We start from the raw sequence: 13945 nt of genomic DNA, 5'->3' as shown, positions 1-13945 counted from the left end.
AAGCAAGGTGTTTCCACCGACTGGCATTGAGAGTGTCAGAAACATCTGATACCACTATTAACGGATAACGATTAACGTGTAACTGTTCACGGCTAACTATTTCAAAACAACTACCGTAATTCCATCGCCTCCGCGCTCTACGTGTTCATCGTTCGCAGAAGCCACTTCTTTATAGCGCTTGAGGTGGTCGCGTACTACTTTGCGCAGCACACCTTCACCTTTGCCGTGCAATATTTTTAGCTCACCCTGGCCGAGGAGTATAGCCGTGTCCATGAACTGGTCCAGCAGCGGTATAACTTCATCAACACGTTTGCCGCGAACATCGAGTGTATCGCTAAAGTTGGAGCGCTTCTCGAATACATTTATACCGGAGGTGCGAAGTCGCGTGGCCATTTCTTTCTCTATGGCACCCGTAATTTTCTCCAGCTTGTCGAGTTTGGTAACAGACTTCAGTTCACCAAACTGTACCGTGGCATTTTTACCCTGAATGCTCAGAATCACACCACTGCTGTCTTGCCCGATAATGCGTACACGATCGCCTTCTTTCAACGTTTCTGCTGTACGCACAGGTTCTTTCTTTGGCTGCACCTCCACACGTTGCGTCAGGTCTTGCAGGTTCTTGCGAACTTTCTTCGTTTCCTGTTTATGCGCCTGGTTGGCGCGTATGTGGCGGATCGTCTTCTCGATCTCGCGGTTCGTATCTTTCAAAAGGTTCGCAGCCTCTTCTTTCGCTTTGTTGATGATCTCTTTCTTGCGCGTCTCCAGGTCTGCAGATAGTGATTGATAGCGCGCGAGCGATTGTTTCAAGTCACTCTCCTGCCGCTCCATTTTTTTCGTCTTCTCGCTGAGTGCCTGCTTTTCTTTCTCCAGCGAGCGAACAAGTTTCTCAAAGCCAGCCAAATCTTTACCGACAAGCTTCTCCGCTTCCTGCAAGGTATGCTGTGGCAAACCAATCTTGCGTGCGATCTCCAGCGCGAATGAGCTTCCCGGTTTGCCAATGTCAAGTACATAGAGCGGCTCCAGGTTCATATCATCAAAGCGCATGGCAGCGTTGCGTATACCCTGGCGCTGGCCTGCAAACAATTTCAAATTATAGTAGTGCGTAGTCGCCACACCCCATACGCGTTTCTTCAGCAGTTCTTCCAGTATAGCCTGTGCGATAGCGCCACCAAAGTTTGGATCGGTACCTGAACCTAGTTCATCCATCAGCACCAGCGATCTGCTGTTGGCCGATTGCATGAACGTCTTCATATTTCGCAGGTGACTGCTATAGGTACTCAAATCATTTTCTATGGATTGCTGATCGCCTATATCCAGCAATATATCCTGAAATATACCGACACGCGAACGCTCCGATACCGGTATCAGCAATCCGCATTGTACCATATATTGAAGCAATCCCACCGTCTTCAAGCAAACCGATTTACCACCGGCATTCGGTCCGGAAACCAGCAGCAGGCGGTCTTGCTGATCGAGCTCTATGTTGAGTGGCACCACCTCACGTTTACCTTTCAGGCTCAGGTATAGCAGTGGATGTTTGGCCGTATACCACACCAGTTCGGGTTGCTTTTCTATCACGGGATGTTCTGCCTGTATCTCTACGGAAAGCTTCGCTTTCGCACGAATAAAATCGATTTGCGCCAGGAACTGGTATGCCGTTTTTAATGCCGGCAATTCCTGTCGGAATGCGTTTGTCAGCTCTGTGAGTATACGCACCACCTCACGCTTCTCGGAATGCTCCAGGTCGCGTATCTCGTTGTTGGCGTCCAGCATCTCCGTTGGCTCCAGGAAAACGGTTTGACCGGTAGCCGATTCATCGAGTATAAATCCTTTGAGCTTGCGTTTATGCTCAGCCTGAATCGGTATCACCACGCGCCCCTCGCGAATGGTAGGCAACGCACCTTCGGGCACCCACTTCTCTTCGACAGCGGTTCTGAATATCTGCTCGGCAAGTTTTCTCAACCGACTTTGTTCTTCACGAAGTCGCTTGCGTATTTTCCCCAGCTCAGCACTCGCCGTATCGCGCACTTGTGCTTTGTCGTCAATCTTTTCGAAGATTGTTTTGGCCAGCGCTGCCGTTACGGTTACAGGTTCCGCCAGCTTGAACAACTCAGGGTATAGCTCATGCGCTTTGCCCAGAAAAGTTTTGCAGGCCAGAATCGTTTCAAGCGAATAGGCCATGTTGAGAAACTCTTCTGCTTCCAGCCAATTGCCTTCGAGGGTAATCTTCGCTAACCATTCTGCGGGATCAAAAAAATGCCGTGCGGGAAAGGGCTCTCCCTTTTCTATGATCTGCAGAAACTCAACGTTCTGCTTCAGTAATACACGTATAAAATCGACTTCAGAGCTGAAGCGCATGCGATCAACCCATGCGGCTCCGGCATCGGACAGGCAATACGATTTCAGCTTTTGCCGTATCTGAACAAAGCCTAACTTATCTTCAAACTCACTGGGGTAAATCATTGTACTATTGCTGACGAACAGACGCGCGTTGTTCTTTTAAATTCAGCGAATCAACAAGCGCTGTATAAATTAGTTCCAAATCTTTGGGATGATCGATATAGTAATTCATAGACCTTTCGAACACAGAGTCTGGTATACCAGTCTTCTGGAAAATCTTGCCGCGCATCACTGCGAAAACCTTTTTGGCAGAGTCGTTGGTCAAATGCAGGTGATTCACTTTCTCTTCAGCCTGCAATACTTCCGAGATCGTGCTCGCCATTACTTCTTTCGATAGTATACCTTGAGGTATCTGCTCCTTCCTGGAGCACGCCCCAGTCGCCAGCATTACCAGCATCACGCTTGTTACAATGGCATAATATTTAAAACCTCTTGTCATCTTTTAATGGACATCTCCCGGCTACGGTTGGGCAAAATAATCATAAATGTTCTATTTTTGGCGGTGACCGTTATTGTTATACACGAACTGTCAAGCCACATGGATGTGTAACAATAATTTTGCCGGAGTCGTGGAATGTTATCAGTTACAGGTTAATCGTTATCCGAAAAGAGTCTCTACTAACGGATAACGATTAACCGGTAATGAATAACTTACTTTTCTGCGCTATTCTGTGAGTTCCGTGGGAACAAAAATGCATTTATTTCCCACAGAACTCACAGAATAGCACAGATAACTAATAACGTGTAACTAATAACTGATAATGTAGCTAGCAGCTCACAGCTAATTTCATATTTTCAACATGAAAGACCTGGTAAAAAAACTACGGCGATTCGAGATCCAGATACGCAAGGCCATCAATAGCCAGATGCAGGGGGATTTCCATTCCGTCTTCAAAGGAACGGGTCTCGAGTTTGACGATGTGCGCCCTTATCAATACGGCGATGATGTACGAACCATTCACTGGAATGTTTCGGCAAAAGGGCACGGTACATTTGTAAAGACCTTCCGCGAAGAAAAAGAACAAACGGTGTTCTTTATACTCGATGTGAGTGCATCAGAAGATATAGGTAGTCCGGGAAGAACAAAGGCCGATCTTGCCAAGGAAATTTGCGGTGTACTCACGTTATCAGCCGTAAAAGAATCGAGCCACGTGGGGCTCATCTGTTACTCCGATCAGAAAGAAAAATATCTCAAACCGGTAAAGGGCCACTCACAGGCGTATGAGATTATCAGTACGCTGGCACATCTTCAGCCCAAATCGCACAAAACCAATTTATCAAAAGCTGTAGCGTTTGCGTTGAATGCCATCAAGCGTAGAAGTGTGGTGATCCTGATTTCTGATTTTATCGATGATGGATATTTTGATAACCTGCGGGCACTGGCCAAACGTCATGACCTGGTAATGATTCATGTAAGCGACAAACGGGAAACGCGCTTACCCAAGCTTGGCATTATACCGGTGCTTGATAAAGAGAGCAACCGCACACTCTGGATCAATACATCATTTGGTGATTTCCGGGAGAAAATCGGCAAACGTCATGATGCACGCAAAGCCGAACTGCAAAGCTTTAGCCGCAAGCATGAGATCAATTTTATATCGCTGGATACAGAAGAAGACTATGTGCCGAAACTTCTGCGTTTATTTAAAGTACGGAATAAATCCCTGAAGACAACATGATTGGAACGATCGTACCGCATATCAGGATTTACTATATATACATTGTTGTTATCATCGGTTGCCTGGCAGCAACACAGTGCACGTATGCGCAACAAAATCAAGCGGCCGAAAAACCGAATGTTAAAGTTACCGGTGGATTTATTGAAGACAGTCTTTACATCGGCAAGCCTATACGCTTTTATCTTACCGCGCACTATCCTGAAGCGTTGGACATTGTATTCCCCGACTCTGCTTACGACTACAAGCCTTTTGAATACGACAGCAAGCGCTATGTGCCAACTTCTACCGAAGACGGCATCAGCTACGACAGTGTTATCTATAGCATCAGCACGTTCGAGATCGATCGCCAGCAATATTTAAGTTTGCCGGTATTTCAACTTCTCAATAAAGACACGGTAACCTATCGTTCAGCACAAGACACGATCCTGGTAACACAATTGGTAAATTTTAAAGTAGATACAATTGCCATTGATAAATTACCAATGCGCGCCAGCACAGCGTATCACGATGTGCCAGGACAATTTAACTATCCGGTATTTATAGCAGCGATGGCTGCCTTGCTGGTCATTATAGCGGTAGTTTGGTTTGTATTCGGTAAAAAGATCCGCAGGCATTTCCGTATCCGGAACATGGTGGCAGCACATCGTAAATTCCAGGAAAGTTATGCGCGTGAACTCACGGCGTTGCAGAATGCATTTTCATCTGTTTCCACCGAGGCCGCACTGGCCCACTGGAAACTATATATGGAACAACTGGAGGCACGCCCCTATACCAAGCTTACTACCCGCGAGGCACGCAATTTCTTTCAGGATGACAGACTGATCAAAAATCTTCAGACGATTGATGGAGCGATCTATGGACACACCGCTAATGTGATTGAACCACTGGAGAGTCTGAAAGCAGTTGCCGATCAACGGTTCCACTCAAAACTACAGGAGATAAAGCATGGATAACGATTTTCTAGCGTGGTATTCTCCGGACTGGTTCACACCTTCTACATTCCGTTCGTTTACGTGGGAGCATCCTGTCTTTTTATACCTGCTCATGGCAGCGCCTATCATCTTTATACTTCGCTGGCTGCTGCGGTATAAATTCAACCAGAAATTGCCAGTAGCGGTTACACAAAAAGATTTTTATACATCGCCGGTAAACTATATACGCATCCTTCCGGAATTACTTTTGCTGTTTGTACTGATGCTTGTACTACTGGGACTGGCACGTCCGCAGAAGACCAATGAAAAAGTGGAGCAATGGACAGAAGGTATAGATATTATGATTGCGCTGGATATATCGCAGTCGATGATGATTGAAGATTTTACACCGAACCGGCTGGAAGCTGCCAAAGAAGTAGCACGTAACTTTATCAACGGTCGCGTGCAGGATCGTATCGGGTTAGTAGTATTTGCCGGCGATGCCTTCTCCATGTCGCCACTCACTACCGACTACGAACTGCTCCGCTCCTATCTCAACGATATAACTTTTGAGTTGATTGAAACCAAGGGCACAGCCATTGGTAGTGCCATGGCTGTGGTGACGAACCGCATGAGCGAGTCAACGGCAAAATCAAAAGTATGTATTCTGCTAAGTGACGGTGAAAATACATCCGGAAATATAGATCCGATCACCGCTGCCGATTTGGCCAGTGCTTACGGTATAAAGATCTATACCATTGTAGTGGGTAAAGAAGGCCTGGTTCCCTATGGCAAAGATTTCTTCGGAAGACCGCAGATGATCGAGAACACGATTGATGAAACGACGATGCGCAAGATGGCCGACATTGGTGGCGGCCAGTTTTTCCGCGCTACCGATAACAAAGCACTGGAGCAAGTCTTCTCGCGCATCGACAAATACGAAAAAGCCGAAATAAAAGAAACACGCTTCAAAGACACCTCCGATTACTACATGGTATACCTGCAGTGGGCGATCGCATTGTTCCTGCTGTGGCTACTGCTGAAGTCTACGTTTGTTACAAACGTATTGCAGGATTAGCCGTGAGCTTCGAAGAGCTACTAGCCGCTGGCGGCAGGCTGCTGGCTGGTATTTGTAAATGCTACAATTGTACTGCTATATCTTGAGTGTCTTCTTTAATGGCTTATTGCATTTCCCACAGCCAGTAAGCTCTTATTTTGACTCCGCTGGATTTTCCAGCAGCTAGCGGCCAGAAGCCAGCAGCCTCTCAAAGCTCATAACTCAAAACTCGCAGCTATTTCTCAATGCGGTATATTATCAGGAAACAAAATAAGCCTTCCGGCAAAAATTACCAGTACGATGCCCAGCAGAATATTCATCACACGAATTACGGAGGGGGTCATGATGAGGCGAAGGCGGTCTGCAAGTTTTGCTTTGATAACATCGGTAGTAAATACGGTGCAGACGATCGTTGCGAAGAATATAGCAGCTTCCTGGTTGGTGTTATATCCTAACTGAGTGGTGGCAACACCTACGGTGGCTATCCAGAAAAATAATACCATCGGGCTGAGTCCATTGATGATAAAGCCTTTTGCTGCCAATCTGATCCAGCTGCGGGCTTCTATTTTTTTGGGATCGTAGTGCGCCAGCTTTTTACTTTTTACCAGCAGGTAATACAATCCGAACAACAGCAGCACAATACCTCCGCCATAGGCCAGGTAGTGCCTGAAATGGGCGGCCTGCATGAATTGCACCAGCCCGAGATACGATACGAATATATACAGTGCATCGCTGAGTGAAACACCCATAGCAACAAACACACCGCTCATAAAGCCGCGCTCAATACTGGTTTGAATGATCGTAAAGAAAACCGGCCCGATCAGAAATGCGAGTACAATACCGGAAATGATTCCGTTAAGAATGATATCCATTCGAATGATTTTGGAGGAAATTTTTCCAATCGTCTAACTGGGCGTTTTTCATTACGCGTGGAAATTTATTCTGCCCTCCTACCTTGCCTTTTGATTCCATCCAGTTATAGAATGTCTTTACCGGCAGCACATCTACCAATACTTCTTTCAACGCAGCACTTCGCTCCACAGCATAGTCATCATTCAGCTCTTTCAGGTGCAGATCGATCTTTTCCTTCAGTGCTTTTGCATCCACCGTATCATCGGTACCGATAAACCAGTGGTGAGCAAACAACGAGCCGTGTGGTATACCCGCTACGGTAAACTCCGGAATATTGATATTAAAGTCGTTAGCAACAAGTTCAATAGCTTTGTTCATGTTATCCACCGAAAGGTGTTCTCCACATAAACTCAGGAAATGTTTCGTGCGGCCGGTGATCACAATCTCGCTTTCTTCGAGCGAAGTAAATTTGATCACATCGCCAATCAGGTAACGCCACGCACCTGCACATGACGACAGCAGAATGGCATACTCTTTTCCTTCTTCTACTTCATCGATCATCAACGTTTCTGCATCGGAGCTGATCTCGCCATTGGCATCAAAGTTCTTTGCTTCAAAAGGTACAAACTCATAGAATATACCATTGTTCAATACCAGTCGCATAGTACGTCTGTTCGGGTATGCCTGAAACGCAATAAAGCCTTCTGATGCCAGGTATGTTTCAATGTAAAATATAGGACGGCCGAGAAGTTTTTCAAATCCTTTTCTATATGGATCGAACGAAACGCCACCGTGCACATATACCCGCAGGTTCGGCCATATATCGTGAATGTTCTTGACCTTATGATACTGGATGATTTTCTCCATGAGTATCTGTATCCAGGCCGGTACACCTACAATGATACCGATGTCCCACTCATTCGCTTTGCGTGCTATCTCGTCCAGCTTGGCATCCCAGTTACGGGTGCGTGCTATTTTTTTCCCGGGTTTGTAGAAGTGCTGGAACCAGAATGGAAGGCGTGCAGCCTGAATACCGCTGAGGTCACCTTCAAAGAAACTTCCTTTATGGTTAAGGTGTGTGCTGCCTCCCAGCATTAATATACCTGCTTCAAAAAGTTCGGGGGCAAGATCGTATTTCGAAAGGGTCAGGATCTGACGTATACTCGTTTTACGAATAGCCTGCGTCATGTCCTTTGTTACCGGTATATATTTGGAAGAAGCTTCTGAAGTACCGGAACTGAGCGCAAAGTATTTTACACGACCGGGCCAGCATACATTCTTCACCCCTTTCTGCGCAAGCTTCCACCAGTCGCCATACATTTTGTTATAGGCATGAATGGGTACATGGTTCTTATAACGCTTATAAAATTCCTTGTCGCCTTTACGGAAACCACTCAGGATATCTGCAAAATTATAATGCTTGCCAAACTCGGTCTGACTGGCCGCGATCAGCAGCTCTTTCAATTCTTTTTTTTGCAGGTCGAATGGCGAAGTATACTCTTGCTCGAGCATTTCCCGTAACCGGATTCCTTTTTTCAGCAACGTACCCAGGATCGCCATATTTTTGCGTTAGCTTTGGTGGTTTAAATGCCAAAAATAGGAATGAATTAACCATTCACAAAGCCGATGTAACAAAGAAGGCATCCATGGCACACAGCACCCATAAAACGCATGAGTATACAGACCAACCTTGAAACTTTTCGAAGCAATTTAACAGCTAATTGTCAGTTGATTGCGGTGAGTAAAACGCAACCCGTGGAAGCCATTCGCGAAGCGTACGATGCCGGGCAACGTGTGTTTGGTGAGAACAAAGTACAGGAGCTGGTGCCTAAATACGAAGCACTTCCCAAAGACATACAGTGGCACCTCATCGGCCACCTGCAAAGTAACAAAGTGAAATACATCGCTCCCTTTGTTCACCTCATACACTCTATTGATAGCCTCAAACTTTTGGAGGAAGTGAACCGGCAGGCGATCAAAGTATCCCGTACGATTAACTGTCTTTTGCAACTGCACATTGCCACCGAAGAAACGAAATTCGGTTTTTCAGAAGAAGAGGTAACAGAAATGCTGGCTTCGGATGCATTCGGAAAGTTAACCAACATCCGCATTACAGGACTTATGGGCATGGCTTCTTTTACGCAGAATGAAGAACAGATCCGCCAGGAGTTTCGCAGCCTGAAAATCTTCTTCGAAAAACTCAAAGCTGCTTCTCAACCTCCGTCAGTTACCATGAAAGAACTCTCGATGGGCATGAGCAGCGATTATAAAATTGCCATGGAAGAAGGGAGTACAATGATTCGCGTAGGCACTGCTATATTTGGCCATCGTAATTATCCGGCATAAATAAACGGTATATATTTCACCTGAACAGTTCTATAAACTATATGAATCAACGTACCACATTATTATCGGCTGCTGTGCTGGGAGGTTTAGCGGTGGGTCTGGGTGCATTTGGTGCACATGCACTGAAACCCATTTTACTGCAAAACGGCAGAGTAGAAGTATATGAACTGGCTACGCGCTACCAGTTTTATCACACACTGGCTTTGCTGGCCGTGGGCATTTTACAGCATTGGTATAGCAACAAGCAATTGCAATACGCTTCATTTTGTATGCTCACCGGTACGGTGCTGTTCAGCGGCAGTTTGTACCTGCTGAGTTTTATATCCTTCAGCTTACTGGGCCCCATCACCCCCATTGGCGGAGTGTTCCTGATTATGGGGTGGGTCTTCCTGTTGGTAGGTATATATAAAAAATAAAGGTCTCGTGCGAGACCTTTATTTCAATACTTGAATGCTTGTGCGATCAGCTTATTGAGGCTGTTCTTTCTTTTCTACAACTTGCGTAGTGAAAGATATTTTGGCTTCATCCGAGTTGGCTGCATTGGAAACAATAGTAACCACTTTATCCTGACGGCCGATCTTGCCAGCGCTGTTGAATGCAATGGTGATCTCGCCTTTGCCACCGGGTTGAATCGGATCGCGCGGCCAGCCTTTTGGCGTTGTACATCCGCAGGTAACCTGAACATTGGTGATGATCAGCGGCTCATTACCAGTATTGGTAAATTTGAAAACCTGCTCAACTTTATCACCCTGAACAATCTGACCGAAGTCATGTGTCTTCTTTTCAAATGTGATAACGGGACCTTTAGCCTTTGACACGGGTGCCTGGGCGAAAGCACTTGCCACCAATCCCAGCATAACCACTAAAAACAAATACTTCTTCATACCTTATTTTTTTTCAAATTTAAACACTTCATCTCAACAATTTTGCCAGAATAGACGAAATTTCTGACATATATCGGACTTTAATTGTGACTTTAAACGCACAGATGAATTAACCAATAACGTAACCGGAATGGACACAGAAATCGCCAGAGTTTATGGAAACCGGGTCAGGATAAGAGTTTGCGGGTTATGCTGGCACACGGATAAATTGTTAATGGTGAATCATAAATTTCTGAATGAAAGCGATTTCTGGGCTCCACCGGGCGGTGGTGTTGAATTAGGTGAGTCGCTGGAAGATGCCCTGAAGCGTGAGTTTCAGGAGGAAACCAACCTCATTGTAAAGCCGGGCAAATTCATCTTCGGCTGCGAATTTATCCAGTCGCCACTGCACGCTATCGAATTATTTTTTGAAGCCACACGCCTGTCGGGCGATCTGCAGACGGGTAAAGATCCGGAGCTTCCGCTCATCCAGGGTGCCGCTTTTTTCACAATCGAAGAGATTCGCGCTTTGCCACCGGATCAGGTACACGGCATTTTTAAACTGGTGAAAGACGCCAACGACCTCCGAACCCTCAATGGGTTCTACAAGCTTTAATTCGCGTTTCTGAAGCCTCCACCTTGTGATTTACCCGCTAAAATCTTTATTATTGCAGAGAACCTTGGCTATACATTTGGTTCGCCCTTGGTATAACTGACAAGCGGAAAAACTGGAACTACTTTGCAAACGACTACGCTCAACTATAAGCTCATCAAAAAAGTAAGAGATGAACGCTTTGATGAAGAGTACATTCATCAATATCATCTGCTGATTCATCTGGGTACGCGCGACTTTCAAATATGTGTGATTGATCCGGACGACAACCGGGTGCTCCTGCTGGAAGATTTCGTTTTACCGAATCTTACTTCGCACGAAGAATTGCTATACCTCCTCGATCAGCTTTTCGATTCGCACGCGCTGCTAAAAGCCGGCTTCTGGAAAAAAATCAAGATATCGCTCAAAAGCCAGAAATTTGTGCAGGTGCCTCAGGCATTGTTTGCCGAAGAATCCATGGCCGATTATCTCAAGTTCAATGCCCATGTCGATCCGCTGAAGGAAGATTTCCTTTGCACTACCAACCCTGCCACACAGGCTGTAACGGTATTTGCTGTTAATAAAGATTTAAAGAACTGGCTCGATGGGCTATATCCCAACAAGCAGCCTGTTTTCACGCACCAGTCGGCAGCGCTGATCGAAGGAACGCTGAAAGCATCTTTATCCCGCAACGACAATCCGCTATATATATACGTAGACCGTTTCAAGTTACATATACTCTCGTGCCGCGATGGCAAGCTGATTTACTACAACCAGTTTGCAATCAAGGAATTTTCCGATTACGTAAAGTATATCATGCTGGTCATGAAGTCGCTCAACATGGATCAGCAAACCAGTCAGGTTATACTCTGGGGCTATATCGGCAAAAATTCACCACACTATCACGAGCTATACAAGTATATCAGCAACGTGATCTTCGGTAATCGCCCTGAAAACTTAACGTTCAATTATTCATTCGATGAAATACAGGATCACCATTTCTTTGATCTTTACAGTATTCATCTGATGGAATAACTCTATGAGCAAACGTATCGCCCTTTTTCCCGGATCGTTCGATCCTTTTACCAAGGGTCATGAAGATATTGTGCTTCGCGGGCTGCAGGTATTCGATGAGATTATTGTAGCCATCGGGTATAACAGTGCCAAGAGCAACCGCTACTTTGCCATCGACATGATGATTGAGAAGATCCAAATGGCGTTTCAGAAATATCCCAACATCAAAGTATTAACCTACTCAGAGCTCACGGCTGAATTTGCCCGTAAGCACGGTGCCCAGTTTTTGCTGCGTGGCTTACGCAACACCACCGACTTTGAGTATGAGAACAGTATATCGCAGGTAAACCGTAAACTTTATGGCGACCTGGAATCTGTTTTCCTGATTACCACGCCTCAATTAGCATGGATCAGCTCTTCCATCATCCGCGAAGTACACAAATATGGCGGTGATGTTAGTCAGTTCTTACCGTATAAACTTTAGGAAAAACATACCGGAACGAACCGATATATCTGCATTGATCACCTGGTAGATTTCTCTTCTACCATTTCGTAATATTTTTCAATTACGTAGTTAATGGATTTATAGGAATGCTCCAAAGCATGGTATACTTCCTTGCGATTCATCCAACGCACTTCCTCTATATCTTCTTCCACGGCCGGTTGCATGCGTGAGTCATCGAGCAGGTCCATTACGTACCAACGCGTCTTTTTGATCATCGCGTTTTTATTCATGGTATAGGTATGCCATGTGGTACAGATCTTTTTGCCCAGGCGCACATTTACGTTGCACTCCTCCTCTACTTCGCGTACAGCCGTTTCTTTGTAGCGCTCGCCTTTTTCCTTTTTGCCTTTCGGCAGATCCCACTTCTTCATGCGGTAGATCATCAGGAACTTGTCTTTCTTGCGGATAACACCTCCGGCAGCTTTCACCACTTTGAATTTGCTTCGCAGATGTGCCTTGATCGCATCATAATCCGTAACCGACAGCGTTAGCGACAAAACTCCCGTGGGTACTTTTGAATCTATAAATCCGAGAACCACATCCAGATCATAAACGCCTACATTCTTGATCCATACATGGTGGATCAACGATGCCTGCGTGATGGGAGCTTGTATAGCATCAAGCGTGTGATTAATACGGCCTGCATCGGGCGTCTCTGTAGATTTTAGAATTCTGACAGGAATGTCGTTAATGAAAATGATCATACCATACGATTTTTACGCCCTCACCTTGCCGCAAAAGAATAAATTATTTGGAAGCTGGCAAGGAGTTTATAAAAGATTTTTCTTGCCACACATACGATCATCGATTCAAGCTTGCCAACACATTCTTTCTTGCGCTACGCTTCGGCATTTTCTTTTATGCAGGAACAGATTTTAGTGATAACTTTCGGTTCTATGCCAATCTTAAAAGTACAAGAACAGACCGCTGGTAAAGTAGCGTCTATGCTGCTTCAAATCCAGGCTATTAAACTCAATACACAAAAACCTTTTACATGGGCATCGGGATGGAAATCGCCGATCTATTGCGATAACCGGTTGTCACTCTCCTATCCGGAGGTACGCACTTCCATTCGCGAAGGTCTCATACAAGCCATTAAAGAAAATTTCTTTTCGGTTGAATCCATTGCAGGGGTCGCTACGGCAGGCATTGCGCAAGGTGCACTGGTAGCGGAAGCGATGAACCTTCCGTTCCTCTATGTCCGTCCGAAACCAAAAGATCACGGTATGGAAAACCTGATCGAAGGAAAGATCACAAAAGATCAAAAAGTAGTAGTCATCGAAGACCTCGTATCTACCGGAGGCAGCTCACTCAAAGCTGTACAGGCACTTCGTGAAGCCGGCTTCAACGTATTGGGCATGGTATCGATATTCAACTACGGTTTTGATATCGCAACACGAAATTTCTACGAAGCCAACACTTCTTTGATCAGCCTGAGCGACTATAGCTACCTGATCAATTACGCACTCGACAAAAACTATATAAACGATGACCAACTGATCTCACTCAAAGCATGGCGCGTTGATCCTGCAAACTGGAAACCGTGAGAAAGGCTGCAGGCTTCTAGCTGCTGGATGAGAGGTATATAGAAAGCTGCGAGCTTTGAGCTTATAGCTATGAGATGGTAGCCGTTAATTGTTATCCCCTAATGGAAATGTATAGTTTCATAACGGGTAAATTAACATTCCCCTACTTCAACACATCAACACTCAAACACATCAACACT

15 protein-coding genes are annotated in these 13945 nt (G+C 45.5%); 9 read left to right on the top strand and 6 right to left on the bottom strand.

Annotated elements, in window-relative coordinates:
- Positions 1 to 96: 96 nt before the first annotated feature.
- Both V7Q33_RS20340 and V7Q33_RS20335 read right to left on the bottom strand, forming a co-directional pair.
- A complete protein-coding gene (locus V7Q33_RS20340; protein ID WP_333821072.1) occupies positions 97 to 2463 on the bottom strand; it encodes an endonuclease MutS2 in 2367 nt (788 codons plus the stop codon).
- A 4-nt stretch (positions 2464 to 2467) separates the two neighbouring features.
- Positions 2468 to 2839, bottom strand: a complete 372-nt coding sequence (locus tag V7Q33_RS20335) for a DUF4296 domain-containing protein (protein WP_333821071.1) — start codon at positions 2837 to 2839, stop codon at positions 2468 to 2470.
- Positions 2840 to 3200: 361 nt separating this feature from the next.
- Here V7Q33_RS20335 and V7Q33_RS20330 point away from each other — a divergent pair, with 361 nt between their 5' ends.
- Genes V7Q33_RS20330 through V7Q33_RS20320 form a run of 3 tightly spaced genes read left to right on the top strand, consistent with a single transcriptional unit; the run spans position 3201 to position 6068 of the window.
- On the top strand, positions 3201 to 4079 hold the full coding sequence (locus tag V7Q33_RS20330; protein WP_331984015.1) for a DUF58 domain-containing protein: 879 nt from the start codon (positions 3201 to 3203) through the stop codon (positions 4077 to 4079).
- Positions 4076 to 5032 (top strand): hypothetical protein, encoded by a 957-nt coding sequence (locus tag V7Q33_RS20325; protein WP_333821069.1) that lies wholly within the window; start codon positions 4076 to 4078, stop codon positions 5030 to 5032. The genes V7Q33_RS20330 and V7Q33_RS20325 overlap by 4 nt, the downstream gene beginning before the upstream one ends.
- Complete coding sequence (locus tag V7Q33_RS20320; RefSeq protein WP_331984011.1) at positions 5025 to 6068, top strand: vWA domain-containing protein; 1044 nt, start codon at positions 5025 to 5027, stop codon at positions 6066 to 6068. The genes V7Q33_RS20325 and V7Q33_RS20320 overlap by 8 nt, the downstream gene beginning before the upstream one ends.
- Positions 6069 to 6289: 221 nt before the next feature.
- Here the strand turns inward: V7Q33_RS20320 and V7Q33_RS20315 are convergent, their stop codons facing one another.
- A complete protein-coding gene (locus V7Q33_RS20315) occupies positions 6290 to 6919 on the bottom strand; it encodes a LysE family translocator (protein WP_331984009.1) in 630 nt (209 codons plus the stop codon).
- A complete protein-coding gene (locus tag V7Q33_RS20310; RefSeq protein ID WP_331984007.1) occupies positions 6903 to 8459 on the bottom strand; it encodes a GH3 family domain-containing protein in 1557 nt (518 codons plus the stop codon). Before V7Q33_RS20310 ends, V7Q33_RS20315 begins: the two co-directional genes overlap by 17 nt.
- Positions 8460 to 8570: 111 nt before the next feature.
- Between V7Q33_RS20310 and V7Q33_RS20305 the strand changes: the two genes are divergently transcribed.
- Both V7Q33_RS20305 and V7Q33_RS20300 read left to right on the top strand, forming a co-directional pair.
- Positions 8571 to 9245, top strand: coding sequence for a YggS family pyridoxal phosphate-dependent enzyme (locus V7Q33_RS20305; RefSeq protein WP_333821068.1), 675 nt, complete (start codon positions 8571 to 8573; stop codon positions 9243 to 9245).
- A gap of 41 nt (positions 9246 to 9286) precedes the next feature.
- Complete coding sequence (locus tag V7Q33_RS20300) at positions 9287 to 9661, top strand: DUF423 domain-containing protein (RefSeq protein WP_333821067.1); 375 nt, start codon at positions 9287 to 9289, stop codon at positions 9659 to 9661.
- 51 nt (positions 9662 to 9712) lie between these two features.
- On the opposite strand, the gene V7Q33_RS20295 is transcribed toward V7Q33_RS20300, so the two are convergent.
- Positions 9713 to 10129, bottom strand: coding sequence for a DUF1573 domain-containing protein (locus tag V7Q33_RS20295; protein WP_331984001.1), 417 nt, complete (start codon positions 10127 to 10129; stop codon positions 9713 to 9715).
- A gap of 130 nt (positions 10130 to 10259) precedes the next feature.
- Between V7Q33_RS20295 and V7Q33_RS20290 the strand changes: the two genes are divergently transcribed.
- The 3 genes from V7Q33_RS20290 (at position 10260) to coaD (ending at position 12198) form a co-directional block, all read left to right on the top strand.
- The gene (locus V7Q33_RS20290) at positions 10260 to 10724 is read left to right on the top strand and encodes an NUDIX hydrolase (protein WP_331983999.1); all 465 of its coding nucleotides are present in this window, start codon (positions 10260 to 10262) and stop codon (positions 10722 to 10724) included.
- A gap of 123 nt (positions 10725 to 10847) precedes the next feature.
- The gene (locus tag V7Q33_RS20285; RefSeq protein ID WP_331983997.1) at positions 10848 to 11735 is read left to right on the top strand and encodes a DUF3822 family protein; all 888 of its coding nucleotides are present in this window, start codon (positions 10848 to 10850) and stop codon (positions 11733 to 11735) included.
- A 4-nt stretch (positions 11736 to 11739) separates the two neighbouring features.
- Positions 11740 to 12198: a pantetheine-phosphate adenylyltransferase gene (gene coaD, locus V7Q33_RS20280; protein WP_333821066.1), complete on the top strand. Its 459-nt coding sequence runs from the start codon at positions 11740 to 11742 to the stop codon at positions 12196 to 12198.
- A gap of 38 nt (positions 12199 to 12236) precedes the next feature.
- Here the strand turns inward: coaD and V7Q33_RS20275 are convergent, their stop codons facing one another.
- Entirely contained in the window at positions 12237 to 12923 is a 687-nt protein-coding gene (locus V7Q33_RS20275) for an NUDIX hydrolase (RefSeq protein ID WP_331983995.1), read from the bottom strand.
- Positions 12924 to 13115: 192 nt separating this feature from the next.
- Between V7Q33_RS20275 and pyrE the strand changes: the two genes are divergently transcribed.
- Positions 13116 to 13766, top strand: coding sequence for an orotate phosphoribosyltransferase (pyrE, locus tag V7Q33_RS20270; protein ID WP_331983993.1), 651 nt, complete (start codon positions 13116 to 13118; stop codon positions 13764 to 13766).
- Positions 13767 to 13945 lie beyond the last annotated feature (179 nt).

Origin of the sequence: Ohtaekwangia sp. (genome assembly GCF_036786105.1) — a bacterium.
GTDB lineage: Bacteria > Bacteroidota > Bacteroidia > Cytophagales > Cyclobacteriaceae > Ohtaekwangia.
This window is presented reverse-complemented; position numbering and strand designations above follow the sequence as displayed.

What these genes read in the sequence shown, in the direction of transcription:
- V7Q33_RS20340 (WP_333821072.1), bottom strand. Translation starts at nt 2,463, where the DNA reads ATGATTTACCCCAGTGAGTTTGAAGATAAGTTAGGCTTTGTTCAGATA.
- V7Q33_RS20335 (WP_333821071.1), bottom strand. Translation starts at nt 2,839, where the DNA reads ATGACAAGAGGTTTTAAATATTATGCCATTGTAACAAGCGTGATGCTG.
- V7Q33_RS20330 (WP_331984015.1), top strand. Translation starts at nt 3,201, where the DNA reads ATGAAAGACCTGGTAAAAAAACTACGGCGATTCGAGATCCAGATACGC.
- V7Q33_RS20325 (WP_333821069.1), top strand. Translation starts at nt 4,076, where the DNA reads ATGATTGGAACGATCGTACCGCATATCAGGATTTACTATATATACATT.
- V7Q33_RS20320 (WP_331984011.1), top strand. Translation starts at nt 5,025, where the DNA reads ATGGATAACGATTTTCTAGCGTGGTATTCTCCGGACTGGTTCACACCT.
- V7Q33_RS20315 (WP_331984009.1), bottom strand. Translation starts at nt 6,919, where the DNA reads ATGGATATCATTCTTAACGGAATCATTTCCGGTATTGTACTCGCATTT.
- V7Q33_RS20310 (WP_331984007.1), bottom strand. Translation starts at nt 8,459, where the DNA reads ATGGCGATCCTGGGTACGTTGCTGAAAAAAGGAATCCGGTTACGGGAA.
- V7Q33_RS20305 (WP_333821068.1), top strand. Translation starts at nt 8,571, where the DNA reads ATGAGTATACAGACCAACCTTGAAACTTTTCGAAGCAATTTAACAGCT.
- V7Q33_RS20300 (WP_333821067.1), top strand. Translation starts at nt 9,287, where the DNA reads ATGAATCAACGTACCACATTATTATCGGCTGCTGTGCTGGGAGGTTTA.
- V7Q33_RS20295 (WP_331984001.1), bottom strand. Translation starts at nt 10,129, where the DNA reads ATGAAGAAGTATTTGTTTTTAGTGGTTATGCTGGGATTGGTGGCAAGT.
- V7Q33_RS20290 (WP_331983999.1), top strand. Translation starts at nt 10,260, where the DNA reads ATGGACACAGAAATCGCCAGAGTTTATGGAAACCGGGTCAGGATAAGA.
- coaD (WP_333821066.1), top strand. Translation starts at nt 11,740, where the DNA reads ATGAGCAAACGTATCGCCCTTTTTCCCGGATCGTTCGATCCTTTTACC.
- V7Q33_RS20275 (WP_331983995.1), bottom strand. Translation starts at nt 12,923, where the DNA reads ATGATCATTTTCATTAACGACATTCCTGTCAGAATTCTAAAATCTACA.
- pyrE (WP_331983993.1), top strand. Translation starts at nt 13,116, where the DNA reads ATGCCAATCTTAAAAGTACAAGAACAGACCGCTGGTAAAGTAGCGTCT.